Below are 22,028 nucleotides of genomic sequence, written 5' to 3' on the forward strand. Positions count from 1 at the left end.
GATGCGTTTGAAACCCTTAGTGACCGCGCTCTGTGCTGGCGCGCTGCTTGCCGCAACGCCGTTTGCGCAGGCGAAAGATCTGAAGTCCATTGGCGTGACGGTGGGCGACCTGGCTAACCCGTTCTTCGTGCAGATCACCAAAGGTGCCGAGCTGGAAGCGCGCAAGCTGGCGGGCGATAACGTCAAGGTGACGCTGGTCTCCAGCGGGTACGATCTGGGCCAGCAGGTGGCGCAGATCGACAACTTCATTGCCGCGAAAGTGGACATGATCATCCTCAACGCCGCGGATTCCAAAGGGATCGGCCCGGCGGTGAAGCGCGCGAAGGACGCCGGGATCGTGGTCGTGGCGGTTGACGTGGCGGCGGAAGGGGCTGATGCCACCATCACCTCCGATAACACCCAGGCGGGTGAGATGGCCTGTAAGTACATTACCGACCGCCTGAAAGGGAAAGGCAACGTGGTGATCATCAACGGACCGCCGGTCTCTGCGGTACAAAACCGCGTAGAAGGGTGCCAGACGGAGTTCAAAAAACATCCTGATATCAAGGTGCTCTCGGATAACCAGAACGCCAAGGGCAGTCGTGAAGGCGGTCTGGAAGTCATGACCTCCCTGCTGGCGGCCAATCCGAAGATCGACGGCGTGTTTGCGATTAACGATCCGACCGCGATCGGCGCCGATCTGGCCGCGAAACAGGCTCAGCGCAATGAGTTCTTTATCGTTGGCGTGGATGGTTCACCGGACGGTGAGGAAGCGCTGAAGCGTGAAAACTCGCTGTTTGTTGCTACCCCGGCGCAGGATCCGCAGGTCATGGCGGCAAAAGCGGTGGAGATCGGCTATGACATTCTTCAGGGCAAACCTGCGCCGAAAGCGCCCGTGCTGATCCCGGTGACGATGATCGATAAAAAGAACGTCGGTACCTATAAGGGTTGGACGGTTAAATGATCCTTTTCCCTCTCCTGCAGGGAGAGGGAACTGTTTTCAAGGAGTCCCCATGAAACGCTCCGACATCAATGAAATCCTCGGCCACACGCGGCAGTTTTTCTCCATGCACGACGTTCATCTCCCGCCTTTTGCCAGCTTTCCGCCAACGAAATGGCAGCAGCTTGACCAGGCCGCATGGCAGGAAGTGTTCGACCTCAAGCTCGGCTGGGACGTGACGGCGTTCGGCGGCAACAACTTTGCCGCTGAGGGCCTGACGCTGTTTACCCTGCGCAACGGCTCGCCCAACGGCGTGCCTTATGAAAAAAGCTATGCCGAAAAAATCATGCACGTGCGCGACGGCCAGGTGACGCCGATGCATTTTCACTGGCGCAAGCGCGAAGACATCATCAACCGGGGCGGCGGGAATCTGATCATTGAGTTATGGAATGCGGGAGCGCATGAAGAGACGGAAAACACCGACGTGACCGTCACCGTCGACGGCTGCCGCCAGACCCACGCCCCCGGCAGCCAGCTGCGCCTCACGCCAGGGGAAAGCATCTGCCTGACGCCCACTCTTTACCACAGTTTCTGGGGCGAACGCGGCTTCGGCGACGTGCTGGTGGGCGAAGTCTCCTCGGTTAATGACGATGAACACGACAACCACTTTTTGCAGCCCGTTGCCCGCTATAACAACATCGAAGAAGACGAACCGGCGCTGCTGGTGCTGTGCAACGAGTACAACCTGTTTCGGATATAAGGGGTGAATGATGCCATTGATTTCGCTTGCCGACGGTCTTGCGCACGCCAGACAACACCGCTATGCGCTGGGCGCGTTTAACGTGCTCGACTCCCACTTCCTGCGCGCGCTATTCGCCGCCGCAAAGCAGGAACGCTCGCCGTTTATCATCAACATCGCGGAAGTGCATTTTAAGTACGTGTCGCTGGATTCCCTTGTCGAAGCGGTGAAGTTCGAGGCCGCTCGCCACGCTATTCCCGTGGTGCTCAACCTCGACCACGGCCTGCATTATGACGCCGTCGTGCGCGCCCTGCGCTTAGGGTTCAGCTCCGTGATGTTCGATGGCTCTACGCTGAGCTATGAGGAAAATGTTCGCCAGACGCGGGAAGTGGTGAAGATGTGCCATGCGGTGGGCGTCTCCGTGGAGGCAGAGCTGGGCGCGGTCGGGGGGGATGAAGGGGGCGCGCTTTACGGACATGCGGATGAAGCCTTCTTCACCGATCCGCAGCTGGCGCGCGAATTTGTTGATTCAACCGGTATCGACGCGCTGGCTGTCGCCATCGGCAACGCACACGGCAAGTATAAAGGCGAGCCGAAGCTCGATTTCCCGCGTCTGGACGCCATTCGTCAGCAGACGGGGCTGCCGCTGGTTTTACACGGCGGCTCCGGGATTAGCGATGCCGACTTCCGCCGCGCCATCGAGCTGGGCATTCATAAAATCAATTTCTATACCGGCATGTCGCAGGCCGCGCTCGCCGCCGTGGAGCAGCGCATGGCGAACCGCCAGCCGCTGTACGACGAGTTTGCCGAACTGCTGCTCGGCATTGAAGAAGCGATTACCGATACGGTCGCCGAACAGATGCGCATCTTCGGCAGCGCGGGGCAGGCATGATGGAACGCAAAGGCATCATCGCCGCAGGCAATATGCTGGTGGACCACGTCCACCAGATCGTGCAGTGGCCGGAGCGCGGCTGGCTGGCGGAAATCACCCACAGCGAACGCTCAACCGGCGGCGCGCCGCTCAACGTCCTGCTGACGCTGGCAAAAATGCACGTTGGCCTGCCGCTGCAGGCGGTGGGGCTGATTGGCGAAGACGGCGACGGGGACTACATTCTGGCGATGCTCGACCAGTACCACGTCAACCGCCAGCGCGTACAGCGCACCACCTTTGCGCCAACCTCCATGTCGCAGGTGATGACCGACCCCAGCGGACAGCGCACCTTTTTCCACTCGCCGGGGGCCAACCGCCTGCTGGATCTTCCTGCTTTCGATCGCTTAGACGGATCGATGAAGATCTTCCATCTCGGCTATCTCCTGCTACTCGACAGCCTGGATATGCCCGATGACGAGTTCGGCACCCGCAGCGCGCGGCTGCTGGCGCAGATGCGCGACCAGGGGTATGAAACCTCGCTCGATCTGGTTTCCCGCAAGGGCGACCCGCGCTATCAGCCGCTGGTGCTCCCTGCCCTTCGCCATCTCGACTATCTGGTGATTAACGAGCTGGAGGCCGGTGAGTTTAGCGGCCTGACAATGCGTGACGAAAACGACGCCCCGCACATTGCCCATATCGCGGACGCCGCGGCGCAGCTGCTGGCGGCCGGCGTACGCCAGCGGGTGGTGATCCACTGTCCGGAAGGCGCATGGGGAGAAGCTCGCGGTGAAGAGGGTCGCTGGATCCCGTCATGGATGCTGGAGCAGGAAGAGATTATCGGCAGCGTCGGCGCGGGCGATGCCTTTTGCGCGGGCTTTTTATACGGCTGCCATGAATCGCTCCCGCTAACAGAGAGTATTTATCTGGCGCACGCCTGCGCGCGGGCAAGCCTGCTGGCCGCCAATGCGATTGACGGCGCAAAAACGCTGGCCGAGCTGCAGGCGTTTATTCGCGAGAGCATTTAATTTAACAATAATTGCGATTTTTCATTACAGTTCTATGAATTTTATATTCCCGAACTACACTCTCTCCATCTGGCATATTCGGCGTGGGCAGCACTCTGTCCGCACGCTTTTCCGAAATGAGATAGAAAGAGGACAAGGGAAAAATGTTCGCAGTCATCATCATCGGTATTTTCATTATCAGCGTTATTTATGCGCATTCCCGCGGCAAAGAAAAACAGACGCTTTCCCGTCAGCTCTTCGACCATTCGACGTTTATGGCGCCCATCAATATGTTTATGACGGCGTTTTCTTCCCTGCCCGCCAGGCAGCCTTTCTTTGAAACAGAGCGCTTCCCGGAATTAAATAAGCTGACGGAAAACTGGCTGGTTATTCGCGAAGAGGCGCTGCGTTTGCAGCATCATATTAAGGCAGCGGAAAATAATAACGACGCTGGCTTTAACACCTTTTTTAAACGCGGCTGGAAACGTTTTTATCTGAAGTGGTATGCCGATGCCCATCCCTCCGCGCAGTCTTTATGCCCGGTGACGACCCGGCTGGTGAGTGAAATCCCTTCGGTGAAGGCGGCCATGTTTGCCGAGCTGCCGGCGGGTGCAAAGCTTGGCAAGCACCGGGATCCGTATGCGGGCTCGGTTCGTTACCATCTGGGCTTATTCACCCCGAATGACGATCGCTGCTTTATTGAAGTCGACGGGCAGCGCCACAGCTGGCGGGATGGTGAAGCCGTTATTTTTGATGAGACCTACGTCCACTGGGCAGAAAATAAATCGGATCAAACGCGCATTATTCTCTTCTGCGATATCGAGCGTCCGATGAAATGGCGCTGGGCGCAGGCGGTTAACCATTGGGTGGGAACCACGCTGATGTCTGCGGCCAGCTCACCGAATGACGAGAATGACAGCACCGGCGGCATTAACCGCATTTTTAAATACGTTCATGCGGGCCGCGAACGGGGGCAGCGCCTGAAAAAAAGGAACCGTAAGGCCTATTACGCCCTCAAGTATTTGTGCATCATTGCGATTTTTGCCGCCATCATTGTTCCGGCGATAACGTAAGCCTTATGCCGCCTGTTCGGGCCGGCTCACATCGGTGGCAAACACGTAACCCAACCCGCGGATGGTTTTGATGAGCGCAGGCTGATGCGGGTTAGCCTCTATTTTCCGGCGCAGGCGCATGATCAGCACGTCAATCGTGCGGTCGAACACGTCGGCGCTTTCGCTGTGGGTCAGCTCAAGCAGCCGATCGCGGCTCAGCACCCGGCGGGCATTTTGCGTGAGCGCCAGCAGCAGGCCGTACTCGCCCTGGGTTAAGGGCACGGTATTACGCTGCGGATCAATCAGCTCACAGCGGGTGGTATCAAGCGTCCATCCGTTAAACGCAATGCCCGCGACGGGCGCTGCGGAGGCTTCTGCCGCCAGCGCGCCCGTTCGGCGCAACACCGCTTTCACCCGGGCGACCACCACGCGCGGGTTGAACGGTTTGCCAATATAATCGTCGGCCCCCATCTCCAGCCCCACCACCACGTCTGACTCACTGCCCAGGCCGGTTAACATCACAACCGGTAGCGCCGGACGCTGCTTTTGCAGCTGCAGCAGAACCTGCAGACCGTTGATATCCGGTAGCATCATATCCAGCAGCACAAGCGCGATATTCGGCTCCTGCTGCACCTGGCGCAGCGCATCCTGGCCGTTATGGCAGACAAGCACGCTAAAGACGTGCTCGCTCAGCACGTCCTGAAGCAGTTCGCAGACTGCCGTATCGTCATCAACCACCAGAATCGCCGGTTTCATCGTATGCTTCCGTCAGGGGATTATGTTAAGTCTGAACTATTCTGCCGTCGGCTCCAGTCAAAAGGTTTTTTCAGTGACGGAAATTCAACCCATGTCACATCCGCCGCCCTGTCGACACGTCAATTTTGACGATTGACTGCTTTTTGTCAGGGTTTTCACCCCGGATGGGCCGTAAAGTCAGGGGATACCCATACAAAAAACATGGCATAGAAGCTGCATAGTGGGTGCGAACGATTCGATTAACTGGAGCAGACTGATGAAAAAAGTCGTCACGGTTTGCCCTTATTGTGCCTCAGGTTGCAAGATCCACCTGGTGGTCGATAACGGCAAAATCGTCCGGGCGGAGGCCGCGCAGGGGAAAACCAACCAGGGCACGCTGTGCCTGAAAGGGTACTACGGCTGGGATTTTATTAACGATACCCAAATTCTTACCCCGCGCCTGAAAACCCCTATGATCCGCCGCGAGCGCGGCGGCAAGCTGGAAGCCGTCTCCTGGAACGAGGCGCTGGATTATGTCGCCACGCGCCTGAGTGCCATTAAGGCCAAGTATGGCCCGGATGCGATTCAGACCACCGGCTCTTCCCGCGGGACGGGAAATGAAACCAACTATGTGATGCAAAAATTCGCGCGCGCCGTTATTGGTACCAATAACGTCGACTGCTGCGCTCGCGTCTGACACGGCCCATCGGTTGCAGGTCTGCACCAGTCGGTCGGTAACGGCGCAATGAGTAATGCCATCAACGAGATAGATAATACCGATCTCGTCTTCATCTTTGGTTATAACCCGGCGGATTCTCACCCTATCGTCGCGAACCACGTTATTCGCGCTAAACAGAATGGGGCGAAAATCATCGTCTGCGATCCGCGCAAAATTGAAACCGCGCGCATTGCGGATATGCACATTGCATTGAAAAACGGCTCAAACATCGCGCTGTTGAACGCAATGGGGCACGTCATTATTGAGGAGAACCTGTACGACCAGGCGTTTGTCGCGACCCGTACAGAAGGCTTTGAAGAGTATAAGAAAATAGTCGAGGGCTATACGCCTGAATCCGTCGAAGCGATAACCGGCGTCAGCGCGCAGGCGATTCGTCAAGCGGCCAGAATGTATGCCGGGGCAAAAACCGCCGCCATTCTCTGGGGTATGGGCGTGACCCAGTTCTACCAGGGCGTGGAAACCGTGCGCTCGCTCACCAGCCTCGCGATGCTGACCGGTAATCTGGGTAAAGCGCACGTTGGCGTGAACCCGGTGCGTGGTCAGAATAACGTGCAGGGCGCCTGCGATATGGGCGCGCTGCCGGATACTTATCCGGGCTACCAGTACGTGAAGTTCCCGGAAAACCGCGCCAAGTTCGCGAAGGCGTGGGGCGTGGAAAGCCTGCCGGAACACACCGGGTATCGCATCAGCGAGTTGCCGCACCGCGCGGCGCATGGCGAAGTGCGTGCGGCCTATATCATGGGTGAAGATCCGCTTCAGACCGACGCCGAGCTTTCTGCAGTACGTAAAGGGTTTGAGGATCTGGAGCTGGTGATTGTCCAGGATATCTTCATGACCAAAACCGCGGCGGCGGCGGATGTCATTTTACCGTCGACCTCCTGGGGCGAGCATGAAGGCGTCTACACGGCGGCCGACCGCGGCTTCCAGCGCTTCTTCAAGGCGGTCGAGCCGAAGTGGGATCTGAAAACGGACTGGCAGATCATCAGTGAAATCGCCACCCGCATGGGCTACCCGATGCACTACAACAACACCCAGGAGATCTGGGATGAGTTGCGCAGCCTGTGTCCGGACTTCTACGGCGCCACCTATGAAAAAATGGGCGAGCTGGGATACATCCAGTGGCCGTGCCGGGACGAGTCAGAGGCCGATCAGGGGACGTCCTATCTCTTTAAGGAGAAATTCGACACCCCGAACGGGCTGGCGCAGTTCTTCACCTGCGACTGGGTCGCGCCGATCGATAAACTCACCGATGAGTATCCGATGGTGCTCTCCACCGTACGCGAAGTGGGCCATTACTCCTGTCGTTCGATGACCGGAAACTGCGCCGCGCTGGCCGCGCTGGCGGACGAGCCCGGCTACGCGCAGATCAACACCGCCGATGCGGAACGGCTCGGTATTGAGGATGAAGCGCTGGTGTGGGTGAACTCGCGCAAAGGGCGGATTATCACCCGTGCGCAGGTCAGCGATCGTCCAAACAAAGGGGCGGTCTATATGACCTACCAGTGGTGGATTGGTGCCTGCAACGAGCTGGTAACGGAGAACTTAAGCCCGATAACCAAAACGCCGGAGTATAAATACTGCGCCGTAAACGTTGAGCCGATTGCGGATCAGCACGCGGCGGAACAGTACGTGATCGACGAATATAACAAGCTGAAAGCCCGACTGCGCGAAAGCGCAATGGGTTGAAGCCGTTAATTTATCGTTGAATAAAGGGAGTGATATATTCACTCCCTTTTTATTTCCGATTAATTCATAAGAAATAGAAATTATCATTCTGGAAAGCGGCTCGCAGAAATAATGTAATTTTCGCGAAAAGGAATTACATCTTTGCATTTTAATTCAGAGGGATAAGATGTGCGGCGGGTGCTTAAGACTTTCTGTCTTGAGCATTGTTGAGGGACAGAAAGTAGAAAGCCCCGGGAAATTTTCATTTACCCGAGGCTACTCCCTCAACTCCAACAAGTTGAGAGTAGCCTCTTATTCTTTTTTTGACAAGGAGTAAAAGGCATGACGCCATTAAAAACTGCGTTAGGCATCGTCTTTATTGTTTGCCTGACGATAGTGATCTTTACCTTTATTACTCGCGGCAGGCTCTGCGAGTTTTCAATAAAGAGTGAGCATCAGGAGGTGGCGGCTAAATTAGCCTGCAACCCAGGCTAACCTCTACGGGCGGAACAACGGTTCCGCCCGGCTTGTAGGATGCTGAGGTCTTAATGCACCCATTTTTTTCTTTTGCGCCCGCGATTATACTGCGCGGCGTGTACCCAGATGATAAGAATCCATGAAAGCCATTTTTCTGTTGTTAGTGTTTTTAACGTCCTTCGCCCGCGCCGATGAGATAGGCAGCCAGTATTGGAAACAGGCGGAAGCCGGTGATGCGCGTGCCCAGTATTATCTTGCCGATACGTACTTCAGCTCCGGCGACAGCAAGCAGGCCGCGCTGTGGGCCGAGAAAGCCGCGAAAGGCGGCGATGTCGACGCCATGGGGTTGCTCTCGCAAATCCTCTTTACGCAGGGCGATTACACACAGGCCAAAGCCCTGGCACAGCAGGCAAACATTGCTGGCAGCAAACGCGGCGCGATCATGCTGGCGCGCATCCTGGTGAATACTCAGGCGGGAAAAACGGACTATCCCCAGGCCATCAGACTGCTGCACACGGCAACCGAAGATATCGACAGCGACTCTGCGGTCGATGCACAGCTGCTGCTGGGGCTGATTTATGCCAACGGCGTCGAGGTAGCGCAGGATGACGAGCAGGCCGCCTCGTGGTTCAAGCGGAGTTCAGCCCTTTCGCGCACCGGCTACGCCGAGTACTGGGCTGGGATGTTGTTCAGGCAGGGTGAGAAAGGCTTTATCACGCCCAATAAACAGAAAGCGCTGTACTGGTTAAACCTGAGCTGTACGGAAGGGTTTGATACGGGGTGCGAAGAGTTTGATGCGTTGAGCGGGGAGTAAACCCTTGCCCGGTGGCGCTGCGCTTACCGGGCCTACGGCTTGTGTAGGCCGGGTAAGGCGAAGCCGCCACCCGGCTTTTTACATCACTGGTCAGCCGTCTTATCAAAATGACCCAGCACCTCGCGTTCATACGCCAGCGCCTTTTTACGGTCGAATTTGTGTTCCCACTTGGCGATAACCAGCACCGCCAGCGCATTCCCCACCACGTTCAGCGCCGTACGCGCCATGTCGAGGATACGGTCCACACCGGCGATAAAGGCCAGGCCTTCCAGCGGAATGCCTACGCTGCCCAGCGTCGCCAGCAGTACCACGAACGAAACGCCCGGTACGCCTGCGATACCTTTAGACGTCACCATCAGGGTCAGCACCAGGACGATCTCCTGCCACAGCGACAGGTCAATGCCGTACAGCTGGGCAATAAAGATAGCGGCGATACTCTGGTAGAGCGTGGAACCATCCAGGTTAAAGGAGTAACCGGTCGGCACCACGAAGCTGGTGATCGACGCTGGCGCGCCGTAGGCTTCCATCTTCTCAATAATACGCGGCAGCACGCTCTCAGAGCTTGCCGTGGAGTAGGCCAGAATCAGCTCATCTTTCAGGATACGAATCAGGATCCAGATGCTCAGCCCACACAGACGCGCCACAATTCCCAGCACCACCAGCGCAAAGAACAGGATGGCAAAGTGCACCAGGAGTACCAGCTTCGCCAGCGGCCAGAGGGAGGCAAAACCGAAGTTCGCCACGGTGACGGCGATAAGCGCAAACACCCCTACCGGCGCGTAACGCATCACCATGTGGGTCACTTTAAACATGGTTTCGGAGATCGAGCGGAACACGGTCACCAGCGGTTCGCGGTGCGTCGCGGGCAGTGAAGAGAGCCCCAGACCAAACAGGACCGAGAAGAAGATAATAGGCAGCATCTCGCCCTTCGCCATCGACGCCACGATGTTAGTCGGTACCAGAGAAAGGATCGTGCCCATCAGGCCGTGTGCATGGCTTTGCACGTCAGCGGTCGTACTTTGGTATTTCGAAATATCCACCGTCGCCAGCTGCGACATATCAATCCCGGAACCCGGCTGGAAAACGTTCGCCAGGGTGATACCGAGAATGATCGCAACCGTAGTGATCACTTCGAAATAGATAATGGTTTTCGCACCAATACGGCCTAACTGCTTCGCATCGCCGACGCCTGCAATACCCACCACCAGCGTCGAGATCACAATCGGTACTACGATCATCTTGATCAGGTGAATAAAGATATCCCCTGCCGGTGAAAGCAGGTTCGCAATCAGCCAGTCGCGGCTGTCGCTGTGATAGTGGAGGTAACTGCCCAGCAGGATGCCCAGCACAAGGGCGATTAAGATCTGCCAGGCCAGGCTGACTTTAACGTTTTTCATAGAAACTGACTTCCTCAATGAAGCGCCTTATTCACTTAAACTGCATGAATATGGGGACATACTGAAAGGGTATGAATTGTGTTGCGTCGATTTATGGGATTTTTTAACGCGGCGTATGAGTATCATTTGCGCGGCCTGTTGCGCAAGCCTTAAAGAACGACGCATTTCACTCGTAAAAGCGTCTGTGACGGGAGTTTCTCCTGATTCTAATAAATAACCTTTTGTTATAAAAAACCTTTTTTAAACATAAATGTGAATAATCGTCAGCATAAATTATTTTCCTTCAAAGTTTCATTCGCTCATTTTTCAACCTGTTCAAACAATGCGTGATCTGTCGCCCAAATAATAAACAAAGCTTGTAAAGCCCCTACTATTAACGTTTTTGCGACATATTATTAACATCTTACAAGGAGAAAAAAAGCCATGAGCCAAATACACAAACATGACATTCCCGCAAACATTGCGGACCGTTGCCTGATCAACCCGGAGCAGTACCACGAGAAATATCAGCAATCTATTACCGCCCCGGACACCTTCTGGGGTGAGCAGGGCCATATCCTTGACTGGATCAAACCTTATCAGAAGGTAAAGAACACCTCCTTTGCGCCCGGTAACGTCTCCATTAAATGGTATGAAGATGGCACGCTGAACCTGGCGGCAAACTGTCTGGACCGTCACCTTGCCGCGCGCGGGAACGAGACGGCGATTATCTGGGAAGGCGATGATGCCTCGCAGAGCAAACACATTACCTATAAAGAACTGCACCGCGACGTGTGCCGCTTTGCCAACGTCCTGCTGGATAAAGGCATTAAAAAAGGCGACGTGGTCGCTATCTATATGCCGATGGTGCCGGAAGCGGCGGTGGCCATGCTGGCCTGTGCGCGTATCGGCGCGATTCATTCCGTTATTTTCGGTGGGTTCTCGCCAGAGGCGGTTGCGGGTCGTATTGTCGATTCAAGCTCAAAACTGGTGATCACCGCCGATGAAGGCGTGCGAGCAGGACGCAGTATCCCCCTGAAGAAAAACGTCGACGAAGCGCTGAAAAACCCGAACGTCAACACGGTCAGCAACGTCATCGTCCTTAAGCGTACCGGCGGCAAAATCGACTGGCACGAGGGGCGCGACCTGTGGTGGAGCGACCTGATTGAAAAGGCGAGCGACCAGCATCAGCCGGAAGAGATGAACGCGGAAGATCCGCTCTTCATTCTTTACACCTCTGGCTCAACCGGCAAACCGAAAGGCGTGCTGCACACCACCGGCGGTTATCTGGTCTACGCGGCCACTACCTTCAAATACGTCTTCGACTACCACCCGGGCGACATCTACTGGTGTACCGCCGACGTGGGCTGGGTCACCGGGCACAGCTACCTGCTGTACGGTCCGCTGGCCTGTGGCGCCACCACGCTGATGTTTGAAGGCGTGCCGAACTGGCCGACCCCGGCGCGTATGTGCCAGGTGGTCGACAAACACCAGGTCAACATTCTCTACACCGCACCAACGGCCATCCGCGCATTAATGGCGGAAGGCGACAAAGCCATCGAAGGCACCGACCGCTCTTCATTGCGCATCCTCGGTTCCGTGGGTGAGCCCATTAACCCGGAAGCCTGGGAGTGGTACTGGAAGAAAATCGGCAACGAGAAATGCCCGGTCATGGACACCTGGTGGCAGACCGAAACCGGCGGCTTTATGATCACCCCGATGCCGAGCGCCACGCAGCTGAAAGCGGGCTCGGCAACGCGTCCGTTCTTCGGCGTACAGCCTGCGCTGGTGGATAACGAAGGCAACCCGCTGGAAGGGGCCACCGAAGGCAACCTGGTGATCACGGACTCGTGGCCGGGTCAGGCGCGTACCCTGTTCGGCGATCACGATCGCTTCGAGCAGACCTACTTCTCGACCTTTAAAAACATGTACTTCAGCGGCGACGGCGCGCGTCGTGATGAAGATGGCTATTACTGGATCACCGGACGCGTGGACGACGTGCTGAACGTCTCCGGCCACCGTCTGGGCACCGCGGAGATTGAATCGGCGCTGGTGTCGCATCCGAAGATTGCCGAAGCCGCCGTTGTCGGCATTCCGCACAACATCAAGGGCCAGGCAATTTACGCGTACGTCACCCTGAACCACGGGGAAGAGCCGTCGCCAGAGCTCTATGCTGAGGTGCGCAACTGGGTGCGTAAAGAGATTGGCCCGCTGGCGACGCCGGACGTGCTGCACTGGACCGACTCGCTGCCGAAAACCCGCTCCGGCAAAATCATGCGCCGTATCTTGCGCAAAATCGCGGCAGGGGACACCAGCAACCTCGGTGATACCTCAACGCTCGCGGATCCTGGCGTGGTGGAAAAACTGCTCGAAGAGAAGCAGGCCATCGCAATGCCTTCCTAGTGTTTTCTCCCTCTCCCCTCACCCTCTCCCCATAGGGGAGAGGGGATAAAAACAAACCAACCTTACCTTTGGAGACTCTGTGATGAATGACCATATTTGTCAGCAGATAGAGAATAGTGCGCACTACAGGGAGCTCGTCGATAAGCGGCAACGGTTTGCCTTCACCCTTTCCATCATCATGCTGATTATCTATGTCGGCTTTATTCTGCTGATCGCCTTTGCGCCGCACTGGCTGGGCACCCCGCTGCACGAGGGCACCAGCGTGACGCGCGGTATTCCCATTGGCATTGGCGTCATCGTGATTTCATTTGTGCTGACCGGCGTTTACGTCTGGCGCGCGAACGGTGAATTCGATCGCCTTAATAAAGCGGTACTGCAAGAGGTAAAAGCATCATGAAGAGAATTCTGACGGCGCTCGCCGCCACGCTTCCCTTTGCCGCCCACGCGGCAGATGCGATTACCGGCGAGGTACAGCGCCAGCCAACCAACTGGCAGGCGATTGTGATGTTCCTAATTTTCGTGGTGCTGACGCTGTACATCACTTACTGGGCGTCGAAACGCGTGCGCTCCCGTAACGATTACTACACCGCAGGCGGCAACATTACCGGCTTCCAGAACGGGCTGGCGATTGCGGGTGACTTTATGTCCGCCGCCTCGTTCCTCGGGATCTCCGCGCTGGTCTACACCTCCGGCTATGACGGCCTGATTTACTCCCTCGGCTTCCTCGTCGGCTGGCCGATCATTCTGTTCCTGATTGCCGAGCGCCTGCGCAATCTGGGCCGCTACACCTTCGCCGACGTGGCCTCGTATCGCCTGAAGCAGGGACCGATTCGCACCCTCTCCGCCTGCGGTTCGCTGGTGGTGGTGGCGCTGTATCTGATTGCGCAGATGGTGGGCGCGGGTAAATTGATCGAGCTGCTGTTCGGCCTGAACTACCACATCGCGGTGGTGCTGGTGGGCGTACTGATGGTGATGTACGTGCTGTTCGGCGGCATGCTGGCGACGACCTGGGTGCAGATCATCAAAGCCGTGCTGCTGCTATTCGGCGCCAGCTTTATGGCCTTTATGGTGATGAAGCACGTCGGGTTCAGCTTCAATAACCTGTTTACCGAAGCCATGGCGGTCCACCCGAAAGGGGAAGCCATCATGAGCCCGGGCGGGCTGGTGAAAGACCCGATATCGGCCCTGTCGCTCGGTCTGGGCCTGATGTTTGGTACCGCAGGCTTACCGCATATCCTGATGCGCTTCTTCACCGTGAGCGACGCGCGTGAAGCGCGCAAGAGCGTCTTCTACGCGACCGGCTTTATGGGTTACTTCTACATCCTGACCTTCATTATCGGCTTTGGCGCGATCATGCTGGTGGGGGCAAACCCGGCGTTTAAAGACGCCGCGGGCGCGCTGATTGGCGGCAATAACATGGCGGCGGTGCATCTGGCCGACGCGGTGGGCGGCAACCTGTTCCTCGGCTTTATCTCCGCCGTGGCCTTCGCCACCATTCTTGCGGTGGTTGCGGGTTTAACGCTGGCCGGCGCGTCGGCGGTCTCGCATGACCTCTATGCCAACGTCTTCCGCAAAGGCGCGAGCGAGCGCGATGAGCTGAAGGTCTCCAAAATCACCGTGCTGGTGCTGGGCGTTGTGGCGATCCTGCTGGGCATTCTGTTCGAGAAGCAAAATATCGCCTTTATGGTGGGGCTGGCCTTCTCCATCGCGGCAAGCTGTAACTTCCCGATCATCCTGCTCTCCATGTACTGGTCGAAGCTGACCACCCGTGGCGCGATGATTGGCGGCTGGCTGGGGCTGCTGACGGCGGTGATCCTGATGGTTCTGGGCCCAACGATTTGGGTGCAGATCCTCGGTCACGAAAGCGCTATCTTCCCGTATGAATATCCGGCGCTGTTCTCCATTGCCGTGGCGTTTATCGGTATCTGGGTCTTCTCGGCTACCGACAATTCGCCGGAAGGTAACCTGGAGCGCGAGAAATTCCGCGCCCAGTTTATTCGTTCACAAACCGGTCTTGGCGTTGAGCAGGGCCGCGCGCACTAAACCTTTCTCCCCGGCCATTCTGGCCGGGGAGCTTAAAACATCACCCACGCCACCAGCGGCGCAACCAGCACCATCACCACGCCCGACAGCATCATCACCAGGCTCGCGACAACGCCCTCCTGCTGGCCCAGCTCATAGGAACGTGCCGTGCCCGCGCCGTGCGACGCCGCGCCAAACCCCGCGCCTTTGGCCATTCCTTCCCGAATAGAAAGCCGCAGAAAGAGCATATCGCCCACCGCCATCCCAAAGACGCCCGTCACCACCACAAACAGCGCCACCAGGTCCGGCTGCCCGCCGAGCGGTTTAGCGGCCGCGAGCGCAAACGGCGTGGTCACCGAGCGCACGGCCAGGCTGCGCTGAATTTCGTCGGGCAGCGTAAACAGTCTCGCCAGCCAGACGGAGCTACAGACCGCGACCACCGTGGCGGTGATGACGCCTGCGCTGAGCGACATCCAGTGGCGCCTGATAATCGCCAGGTTGTCGTAAACGGGCACGGCAAAGGCGATGGTCGCCGGGCCGAGCAGCCACAGCAGCCAGTGGGATTCACCAATGTAGTTCTGCCAGGAGATATGGCCGAAGACCAGCATCAGCACCAGCAGGATCGGCGTGAAGACCAGCGGCATCAGCGGCAGCGCATGAAACCGGCGATACAGCCGCTTGTTGGCAAAGTAGATCGCCAGCGTCGCGATCAGGCACAAGACGCTGATCTGAAAGTTAGTCATGTTTGTGCCTGCTGATTTCAAAGCGATACACTTTATCCACCACCCAGGCGGTCGCTCCCAGCACCATCAGCGTACTCAGCGCGATCACCGCGAAGATACGCCAGCCATCCACCATCAACAGCTGCGCATAGTTCACCACCGCCACCACGGCAGGAACAAAGAACAGCAGCATCTCCGCCAGCAGCCAGCGCGCCCCGGCGCGCACCCAGTTAAGGGGGATCACGCGACAGAGGATGAGCGTCAACATCAGCAGCATCCCCACCAGGTTGGCAGGCAGCGGCAGGTGGAGCCAGCCGACAAGATATTCGGCGAAAACAAACAGTCCCGCGTAGAGCAGTACCTGAACCGGGACCTGGAGTCGTTGTACAACGGCAGGCGTAACACGGCTTAACGCCACGGCCATGGGGGTTTTCCTCAAAAATGAGACGAGGCGCCAGTATAGTGAGCGCACGGTATGGACTGAAATGAATTAAAATCATCACAGGTATAGTTTCGAGGAATAATCATGGACATAAGAACGCTGCGCTATTTTGTCGAAGTGGTTCGCCAGCAAAGTTTTACCCGCGCAGCGGAGAAGTTGTTTGTTACCCAGCCCACCATCAGCAAGATGCTGAAAAACCTCGAAGATGAACTGAACTGTACCCTGCTGATCCGCGACGGGCGCAAGCTGCTGCTGACCGACACCGGACGCGTGGTGTTCGAACGCGGGCTGGCCATTCTGGCGGAGTTCCGCCAGCTGGAAGCAGAGCTGGACGATATTAATCATCTGACCAAAGGGGTGCTTCGCCTCGGCATTCCACCGATGGTGGGGATGATGATGGCCGGACCGATTAGCCTGTTTCGCCAGCGCTATCCTGGCGTAGAGCTGAAGATTTCGGAGTTTGGTGGCTTAACCGTCCAGCAGGCCGTCACTAACGGCGAGCTCGACGTGGCCATGACCGCCCTCCCCGTTGAGGAAGAGAGCGGCCTGGCGACGCTTCCGCTCTTTAGCCACCCGCTGTGCGTGCTGGTTCCCCGCTCCGGCGACTGGCTGAAAAGGGACGCGGTGAAGCCTGAGCTGCTCGGCGAACACCCTCTGCTGATCTACAACGAAGACTTCGCTCTTAGCCGCCAGCTAATGACGCTGTTTAACCAACATAACGTCAAGCCACGCATTGCGGTGCGCAGCGGTCAGTGGGATTTCCTGGCCGCGATGGTGCAGGCTGGCGTGGGGATTGCCATTCTGCCGCAGCCGATTTGCGAGCGTCTGGACAAAAACACGCTGCGCTGGATCCCGCTGGAGAGCGATTTGCACTGGCAGTTAGGGATGATCTGGCGTGAAGGGGTCTATTTGTCGCAGAGCGCGCAGGCGTGGCTGCAGTGTTGTGAGGGGTTTTGGGTGCGGTCTGAATAGTGCCCGGTGGCGCTGCGCTTACCGGGCCTACGTTCGAACCGTAGGCCCGGTAAGGCGAAGCCGCCACCCGGCAAAACAGCGCTACTGATTCTCTATCAACAGCGCTTCCAGCAGGTCCAGATCGTGCAGTAGCTTTTGCAGCGTCTCGTTGCTGATCTGGCGCGTGGCGCGCAGGTGATACAGTTCGGCACGCTCTGAGCGCAGCGCGGCCAGACGGAACCGGCGTTCCAGGTTCTCCTCCTGCAGCGAGCTTTCTACATCGTTACGCCCGTCCGCGCGGCGACGCAGGTTACCAATTACGCGGGAACTCACCTCCGTCAGCAGCTGATTGTCGATGTTCTCTTCCGCATCCGCGGCCAGGCGCTCTTCCATTTTCTGGATGGCGACAATCGCCACTTCGGCGGTCGCAGCACGCGCAATACGCTCTTCCTTGTGCTGCTGGGTCGAATCGCCAACATCAATATGCTGGAGCAAAATCGGCAGCATAATCACGCCGACGAACAGGGAGAACAGAATCACCCCCGCCGCCAGGAATACCAGCTCGTAACGCGCCGGGAAGACATCGCCCGTCGGCAGCAGCAGCGGAATGGAGAGCACACCGGCGAGGGTTATCGCCCCGCGTACGCCCGCAAAAGAGGCAATCAGCAGCTCACGCGTTGTCCACGAGCCGAACTCCATCGGTTTTTTCTTCAGGAAGCGGACGCTGAAGTTTTTCATCGTCCACAGCCAGCCGAAGCGCACCAGCATCAGCGCCAGGTAGATCAGCACGATGTCGGTAAACAGCATCCAGACCTCAACGTTCGGATCGGCCTCCGCCGCCACCAGCGAGGATTCCATAATGCCCGGCAGCTGCAGGCCCAACAGCAGGAACACCATGCCGTTAAAGACAAACTCCAGCATCGCCCAGGTGCTGTTGGCACGCAGGCGCATCGCCAGCGGCGCGCGGCGCATCACGCCGGAGCGGGTGATGGTCATCCCTGCCGCGACCGCGGCCAGAATGCCCGACACGCCGATATGTTCGGCAATCAGATAAGAGGCGAACGGCAGCAGGAACAGCAGTACGATCTGCGTCGCGGGTTCATCGCCGCCCCAGCGGCTGAGGAAGCGCAATGAGCGGCCGTACAGCCAGCTCACCACGAAGCCCGCGAGAATACCGCCGATGGCTACCTTAAAGAACTCCAGCGTCGCGCCGCCGACGGTAAAGACCATCGTGCCCATCGCAACGGCCACGGCAAACTTCAGGGCAACCAGGCCGGAGGCGTCATTCATCAGCGCCTCACCCTGTAAAATCCCCATGATTTTCTTCGGAATGCGGCCTTCGCCCACAATGCCGGACAGCGCCACGGCATCGGTTGGCGACAGCACGGCGGCCAGCGCAAAGGCAGGAATTAACGGGATACCCGGTACCGTCCAGTAGATCAGGAAACCAATCCCGACGACGGTGACCACCACCAGCGCAAGCGCCAGGCCGAAGATCTCTCGCCCGTGCTCAAGGAACTCGCGCGTGGGCGTTTTCCAGCCATCGGCAAACAGCAGTGGCGGGATGAACAGCACGAGGAACAGTTCGGGGTCAAATTCCACGTGCAGGCCAAACGTCGGCCACGCCAGCAGCGCGCCGATGGCAATTTGCATTAATGGCAGGGGGACCTGAAAGGGCAGTACGCGTGTAACCACCCCGGATAGCGAGACCACAAGGGTCATGATGAGTATTGTGAAGAAGATTTCCATGCGTTCCCTGTTTGCTGTGTTGCTTATGTACTCCGGAAGGCGTCGTGCCTTTTATTCTATCTTCCCCAGAGTAACGCAAAAGGCAACAGGATGAGTCCTGAAAATAAAAACGGGCGGCCTGAGCCACCCGTTTTCGCATCAAAGGACAACTCAGATTGCCCAGCCGCCCGCGTAAAACGCCACCAGCGCAACGGCAATCACAACGGTGCCAACGTTCAGCTTGCGCCATTCACCGGAGACCAGACGACCAATCACCAGCGACGCGAAGCCGATCATAATGCCGGTCACGATGTTACAGGTCAGTACGATGAAGACCGCGGTAATCAGTCCAGACATCGCGTCAACGAAATCCGCAAAGTCGATTTTCGCCACGTTGCTCAGCATCAGCAGGCCAACGTACATCAGCGCTGGCGCGGTCGCGTACGCCGGAACCAGATAGGAGAGCGGGGAGAGGAATAGGATCAGCATGAACAGCACGCCCACGGTGATCGCCGTCAGGCCGGTTTTACCGCCCGCCGCCGTACCCGCTGCGGACTCGATGTACACCGCCGCAGGCGCTGCGCCCACCAGGCCCGAGAAGACGCTGCTCAGGGAGTCCGTAGTCAGCGCTTTGCCGCCGTCAATAATCTGACCGTCTTTATCCAGCAGGTTCGCCTGACCGGCCACCGCACGAATGGTACCGGTCGCGTCAAACACGGCGGTCATCACCAGCGCCAGCACGCTTGGCAGGATCACCGGGTTGAGCGCGCCAACGATATCCAGGCTGCCAATCAGAGAGTTGCCTTTGTCATCGCTCAGCGACGGCATGGCGAAAATGCCGGAGAAGTGGACGTTCGGATCGAAAATCAGGCCCACAATGGACACGCCGATAATAGTCAGCAGAATGCCGCCCGGGACTTTCAGTTTTTCCAGACCGATAATCACCGCCAGGCCGATCAGCGACATGATCACCGGGAAGCTGGCGAAGTGGCCCAGCGCAACCGGCAGGCCGTCCAGCGGGTTCTTGATAACCAGACCGACGCCATTGGCGGCGATCAGCAGCAGGAACAGGCCGATGCCGATGCCGGTACCGTGCGCCACGCCCTGCGGCAGGTTGCGCAAGATCCAGCTACGGATGCCGGTCGCTGAAATAACGGTAAACAGCACACCCATCAGGAACACGGCGCCAAGCGCTACCGGTACGCTGATGTGCTGGCCCAGCACCAGGCTGAACGCGGTAAACGCGGTCAGGGAGATGGCGCAACCAATCGCCAGCGGCAGGTTCGCCCACAGGCCCATCACGATAGAGCCCACGCCGGCCACAAGGCAGGTCGCCACAAAGACAGCCGCTGGCGGGAAGCCCGCTTTGCCCAGCATACCCGGCACAACGATGACGGAATAAACCATCGCCAGAAACGTTGTCAAACCGGCAACGATTTCCTGGCGCACGGTGCTGCCGCGGGCCGAAATTTTAAACATGGCGTCAAGTGAACCGCCAGTACGCGCAGATGGCGTAGACATAGAAAACATCCCCTGAGAGTTTTTTAGGAAGTCCGTAAGCGAGGTGGAGACGCCACTGCCAGCTAAACGTCAAATCCTTGTGTTGCGTTTGCGACGAAAGGGCGTCACAGAAAAAGCAAACGTTTAGCTCCGCGCTTACAAACGGGTGGTCAAATTAAGGCAAACGATTATCTAGCCTAATCCCCGCCCTTTTCAACTGAACTTTATCGTTTTTCGCTAAAATTCCCTTATGACGCTGAAGAAATAAACAGAGGATGCGCAAACGTTATCGTCTATGCGCAATTTGTTTACATTTCAATCCTCACCCGGAATGGATAACGGTCCCCCTTGTGCCAGGGTTCGTTGCCAGCCGGGGCTGTTTTCAACTTTCGTTTTCCATGCCTGACTATGCGGCAGGTTGTCGATACCGCCGCGCGCCAGCAGGGCAAAGATCGGGAAGCTCATTTGAATGTCGGCCATGCTGAGCGAATCCCCGGCAAACCAGCTGTTTTTAGCAAGGTGTGACTCAATAAAGCGCGCATGGGTTTCCAGCTGGCGGTTAAGGTACGCTTTCTGCACCCCTTGCCCAAGCGCTTTGCCCAGGGTTCGGATACCAAACGGCACCGGCGGCTTGCCGAGACTGCTGAAGACCAGCTTCATTAGCAGCAGCGGCATCAGCGATCCTTCCGCGTAGTGCAGCCAGAAGCGATACTGCACCTTATGCGCCGGATCTAAAGGCTTAAGCCGCGACTCGGCATCGTATGTTTCCTGCAGATACTCCAGAATGGCGCCAGACTCCGCGAGGATCAGCCCGTTATCTTCGATGACCGGCGATTTGCCCAACGGATGCACCTTTTTGAGAGCCTCCGGCGCAAGCATGTTCTTTTCGCGCTGATAGTGAACGATCTCATAAGGCAGACCGAGTTCTTCCAGCGCCCAGATCACGCGGTGCGAGCGCGACTGGTTAAGGTGGTGTACCGTGAGCATGGTTTTCTCCTGTTATTCATACTTTTTAACTATAGAAAATCGAACAACACCGCGAAAAAAATTCGGCTAAAAACCGGTCAGCGACGCTGGCGAAAAAACGGGTCTTGCATAGAATTAAAGTGTCAGCACAATCCGGAACCTCCCCAACCAGCTCGACATGAGGGGTGCTGACGTCGGGGGAAACCCTCCCGTGAACCAGCGGGATAGAGAGAAAGACAAAGACCGGGAAAAACTAAAGCGCCCTTCGTGGCGCTTTAGTTCTTTATGTATGTGGGGTTTTGCCGGGTGGCGGCTGCGCCTTACCCGGCCTACATTTGACGGTTTGGTAGGCCGGGTAAGCGAAGCGCCACCCGGCGAATGGGCTACACGCACGCTCAATCCTCTTCCAGCAACCGCGCCCCCGTCCCCTGTTCGCCCAGTTTGTCGCCGGGGTTACGCAACGGGCAGTCGCTGCGCGACAGGCAGCCGCAGCCGATACAACCGTCCAGCTCATCACGCAGCGCGACCAGCGTATGGATGCGCCTGTCCAGCTCTTCTCGCCACTGGGATGAAAGCTCTTTCCACTCTTTCGGGCTCAGCGTATGCCCTTCCGGCAGCACGCCAAATGCCTCGCCAATGGTAGCCAGGGGAATGCCGATTCGTTGCGCAATTTTGATAATCGCCACGTAGCGGAGCACGTCGCGGGTATAGCGACGCTGGTTGCCGCCGTTGCGGATGCTTTTAATTAACCCTTTGCTTTCATAGAAGTGGAGCGCCGATACCGCAACGCCGCTTCGCTTTGCCACTTCGCCGGGGGTTAACAGCGCTTTAATGCGCGGCAATCTCTTTTCCATAAAACCTCTTTACCTCAAGTTAACTTGAGGAATTATACTCCCCCGCAGA

General features: G+C 57.4%; 20 protein-coding genes. 12 read left to right on the forward strand and 8 right to left on the reverse strand.

What is annotated here, in order from left to right; translation table 11 throughout:
* The first annotated feature begins 1 nt into the window (after nt 1).
* The 5 genes from PI91_RS19925 (at nt 2) to lpxO (ending at nt 4,606) form a co-directional block, all read left to right on the forward strand.
* Entirely contained in the window at nt 2–943 is a 942-nt protein-coding gene (locus PI91_RS19925) for an ABC transporter substrate-binding protein (protein ID WP_021242935.1), read from the forward strand.
* Nucleotides 944–992: 49 nt separating this feature from the next.
* Nucleotides 993–1,679 (forward strand): D-lyxose/D-mannose family sugar isomerase, encoded by a 687-nt coding sequence (locus PI91_RS19930; protein ID WP_023293504.1) that lies wholly within the window; start codon nt 993–995, stop codon nt 1,677–1,679.
* 10 nt (nt 1,680–1,689) lie between these two features.
* Nucleotides 1,690–2,550 carry a ketose 1,6-bisphosphate aldolase gene (locus PI91_RS19935; protein WP_025912336.1) on the forward strand — a complete coding sequence of 287 codons (861 nt, stop codon included), beginning with the start codon at nt 1,690–1,692 and terminating at the stop codon, nt 2,548–2,550.
* A complete protein-coding gene (locus PI91_RS19940; RefSeq protein WP_023293506.1) occupies nt 2,547–3,554 on the forward strand; it encodes a carbohydrate kinase family protein in 1,008 nt (335 codons plus the stop codon). Before PI91_RS19935 ends, PI91_RS19940 begins: the two co-directional genes overlap by 4 nt.
* Before the next feature lie 143 nt (nt 3,555–3,697).
* Nucleotides 3,698–4,606, forward strand: a complete 909-nt coding sequence (gene lpxO, locus PI91_RS19945) for a lipid A hydroxylase LpxO (RefSeq protein ID WP_023293507.1) — start codon at nt 3,698–3,700, stop codon at nt 4,604–4,606.
* Between the two features lie 3 nt (nt 4,607–4,609).
* Here lpxO and PI91_RS19950 read toward each other — a convergent pair whose 3' ends face one another.
* A complete protein-coding gene (locus PI91_RS19950) occupies nt 4,610–5,341 on the reverse strand; it encodes a response regulator (RefSeq protein ID WP_023293508.1) in 732 nt (243 codons plus the stop codon).
* 256 nt (nt 5,342–5,597) lie between these two features.
* Here PI91_RS19950 and fdhF point away from each other — a divergent pair, with 256 nt between their 5' ends.
* From fdhF to PI91_RS19970, 3 genes are all read left to right on the forward strand, one after another.
* Complete coding sequence (gene fdhF, locus PI91_RS19960; RefSeq protein ID WP_082087749.1) at nt 5,598–7,745, forward strand: formate dehydrogenase subunit alpha; 2,148 nt, start codon at nt 5,598–5,600, stop codon at nt 7,743–7,745.
* A gap of 321 nt (nt 7,746–8,066) precedes the next feature.
* Nucleotides 8,067–8,219, forward strand: coding sequence for a Hok/Gef family protein (locus tag PI91_RS19965; RefSeq protein ID WP_008500037.1), 153 nt, complete (start codon nt 8,067–8,069; stop codon nt 8,217–8,219).
* 121 nt (nt 8,220–8,340) lie between these two features.
* Nucleotides 8,341–9,015, forward strand: coding sequence for a tetratricopeptide repeat protein (locus PI91_RS19970; protein ID WP_039266970.1), 675 nt, complete (start codon nt 8,341–8,343; stop codon nt 9,013–9,015).
* Between the two features lie 83 nt (nt 9,016–9,098).
* Here PI91_RS19970 and gltP read toward each other — a convergent pair whose 3' ends face one another.
* On the reverse strand, nt 9,099–10,412 hold the full coding sequence (gltP, locus tag PI91_RS19975) for a glutamate/aspartate:proton symporter GltP (RefSeq protein WP_039266971.1): 1,314 nt from the start codon (nt 10,410–10,412) through the stop codon (nt 9,099–9,101).
* A gap of 423 nt (nt 10,413–10,835) precedes the next feature.
* Here gltP and acs point away from each other — a divergent pair, with 423 nt between their 5' ends.
* The 3 genes from acs to actP all read left to right on the forward strand — a co-directional run bounded on the left by acs (nt 10,836) and on the right by actP (nt 14,837).
* Nucleotides 10,836–12,794 carry an acetate--CoA ligase gene (acs, locus tag PI91_RS19980; protein ID WP_039266972.1) on the forward strand — a complete coding sequence of 653 codons (1,959 nt, stop codon included), beginning with the start codon at nt 10,836–10,838 and terminating at the stop codon, nt 12,792–12,794.
* 82 nt (nt 12,795–12,876) lie between these two features.
* Nucleotides 12,877–13,191 carry a DUF485 domain-containing protein gene (locus PI91_RS19985; RefSeq protein WP_008503396.1) on the forward strand — a complete coding sequence of 105 codons (315 nt, stop codon included), beginning with the start codon at nt 12,877–12,879 and terminating at the stop codon, nt 13,189–13,191.
* On the forward strand, nt 13,188–14,837 hold the full coding sequence (gene actP / locus PI91_RS19990) for a cation/acetate symporter ActP (RefSeq protein ID WP_039266973.1): 1,650 nt from the start codon (nt 13,188–13,190) through the stop codon (nt 14,835–14,837). Before PI91_RS19985 ends, actP begins: the two co-directional genes overlap by 4 nt.
* Before the next feature lie 32 nt (nt 14,838–14,869).
* On the opposite strand, the gene PI91_RS19995 is transcribed toward actP, so the two are convergent.
* Both PI91_RS19995 and PI91_RS20000 read right to left on the reverse strand, forming a co-directional pair.
* Nucleotides 14,870–15,559 (reverse strand): LrgB family protein, encoded by a 690-nt coding sequence (locus PI91_RS19995; RefSeq protein WP_023326509.1) that lies wholly within the window; start codon nt 15,557–15,559, stop codon nt 14,870–14,872.
* A complete protein-coding gene (locus PI91_RS20000) occupies nt 15,552–15,962 on the reverse strand; it encodes a CidA/LrgA family protein (protein WP_021242769.1) in 411 nt (136 codons plus the stop codon). The genes PI91_RS19995 and PI91_RS20000 overlap by 8 nt, the downstream gene beginning before the upstream one ends.
* Before the next feature lie 102 nt (nt 15,963–16,064).
* Between PI91_RS20000 and PI91_RS20005 the strand changes: the two genes are divergently transcribed.
* Complete coding sequence (locus PI91_RS20005; protein WP_023345272.1) at nt 16,065–16,952, forward strand: LysR family transcriptional regulator; 888 nt, start codon at nt 16,065–16,067, stop codon at nt 16,950–16,952.
* 81 nt (nt 16,953–17,033) lie between these two features.
* Here PI91_RS20005 and PI91_RS20010 read toward each other — a convergent pair whose 3' ends face one another.
* From PI91_RS20010 to soxR, 4 genes are all read right to left on the reverse strand, one after another.
* Nucleotides 17,034–18,680: a Na+/H+ antiporter gene (locus PI91_RS20010; RefSeq protein ID WP_008503391.1), complete on the reverse strand. Its 1,647-nt coding sequence runs from the start codon at nt 18,678–18,680 to the stop codon at nt 17,034–17,036.
* A gap of 150 nt (nt 18,681–18,830) precedes the next feature.
* A complete protein-coding gene (ghxP, locus tag PI91_RS20015; protein ID WP_008503390.1) occupies nt 18,831–20,180 on the reverse strand; it encodes a guanine/hypoxanthine transporter GhxP in 1,350 nt (449 codons plus the stop codon).
* Between the two features lie 294 nt (nt 20,181–20,474).
* Nucleotides 20,475–21,146: a glutathione S-transferase family protein gene (locus PI91_RS20020; RefSeq protein WP_008503389.1), complete on the reverse strand. Its 672-nt coding sequence runs from the start codon at nt 21,144–21,146 to the stop codon at nt 20,475–20,477.
* Nucleotides 21,147–21,520: 374 nt separating this feature from the next.
* Nucleotides 21,521–21,979 (reverse strand): redox-sensitive transcriptional activator SoxR, encoded by a 459-nt coding sequence (gene soxR / locus PI91_RS20025; protein WP_008503388.1) that lies wholly within the window; start codon nt 21,977–21,979, stop codon nt 21,521–21,523.
* Nucleotides 21,980–22,028: the final 49 nt, after the last annotated feature.

The organism is Enterobacter sp. FB (assembly GCF_000805795.1).
GTDB classification, from domain to species: domain Bacteria; phylum Pseudomonadota; class Gammaproteobacteria; order Enterobacterales; family Enterobacteriaceae; genus Enterobacter; species Enterobacter roggenkampii.

Coding starts and splice junctions, on each gene's coding strand:
- gltP (WP_039266971.1), bottom strand. CDS start 10,412: ATGAAAAACGTTAAAGTCAGCCTGGCCTGGCAGATCTTAATCGCCCTT.
- PI91_RS20010 (WP_008503391.1), bottom strand. CDS start 18,680: ATGGAAATCTTCTTCACAATACTCATCATGACCCTTGTGGTCTCGCTA.
- lpxO (WP_023293507.1), top strand. CDS start 3,698: ATGTTCGCAGTCATCATCATCGGTATTTTCATTATCAGCGTTATTTAT.
- PI91_RS19970 (WP_039266970.1), top strand. CDS start 8,341: ATGAAAGCCATTTTTCTGTTGTTAGTGTTTTTAACGTCCTTCGCCCGC.
- PI91_RS20000 (WP_021242769.1), bottom strand. CDS start 15,962: ATGGCCGTGGCGTTAAGCCGTGTTACGCCTGCCGTTGTACAACGACTC.
- PI91_RS19965 (WP_008500037.1), top strand. CDS start 8,067: ATGACGCCATTAAAAACTGCGTTAGGCATCGTCTTTATTGTTTGCCTG.
- PI91_RS19950 (WP_023293508.1), bottom strand. CDS start 5,341: ATGAAACCGGCGATTCTGGTGGTTGATGACGATACGGCAGTCTGCGAA.
- PI91_RS19925 (WP_021242935.1), top strand. CDS start 2: ATGCGTTTGAAACCCTTAGTGACCGCGCTCTGTGCTGGCGCGCTGCTT.
- actP (WP_039266973.1), top strand. CDS start 13,188: ATGAAGAGAATTCTGACGGCGCTCGCCGCCACGCTTCCCTTTGCCGCC.
- PI91_RS20020 (WP_008503389.1), bottom strand. CDS start 21,146: ATGCTCACGGTACACCACCTTAACCAGTCGCGCTCGCACCGCGTGATC.
- PI91_RS19985 (WP_008503396.1), top strand. CDS start 12,877: ATGAATGACCATATTTGTCAGCAGATAGAGAATAGTGCGCACTACAGG.
- soxR (WP_008503388.1), bottom strand. CDS start 21,979: ATGGAAAAGAGATTGCCGCGCATTAAAGCGCTGTTAACCCCCGGCGAA.
- PI91_RS19930 (WP_023293504.1), top strand. CDS start 993: ATGAAACGCTCCGACATCAATGAAATCCTCGGCCACACGCGGCAGTTT.
- PI91_RS20005 (WP_023345272.1), top strand. CDS start 16,065: ATGGACATAAGAACGCTGCGCTATTTTGTCGAAGTGGTTCGCCAGCAA.
- ghxP (WP_008503390.1), bottom strand. CDS start 20,180: ATGTCTACGCCATCTGCGCGTACTGGCGGTTCACTTGACGCCATGTTT.
- PI91_RS19995 (WP_023326509.1), bottom strand. CDS start 15,559: ATGACTAACTTTCAGATCAGCGTCTTGTGCCTGATCGCGACGCTGGCG.
- PI91_RS19935 (WP_025912336.1), top strand. CDS start 1,690: ATGCCATTGATTTCGCTTGCCGACGGTCTTGCGCACGCCAGACAACAC.
- acs (WP_039266972.1), top strand. CDS start 10,836: ATGAGCCAAATACACAAACATGACATTCCCGCAAACATTGCGGACCGT.
- PI91_RS19940 (WP_023293506.1), top strand. CDS start 2,547: ATGATGGAACGCAAAGGCATCATCGCCGCAGGCAATATGCTGGTGGAC.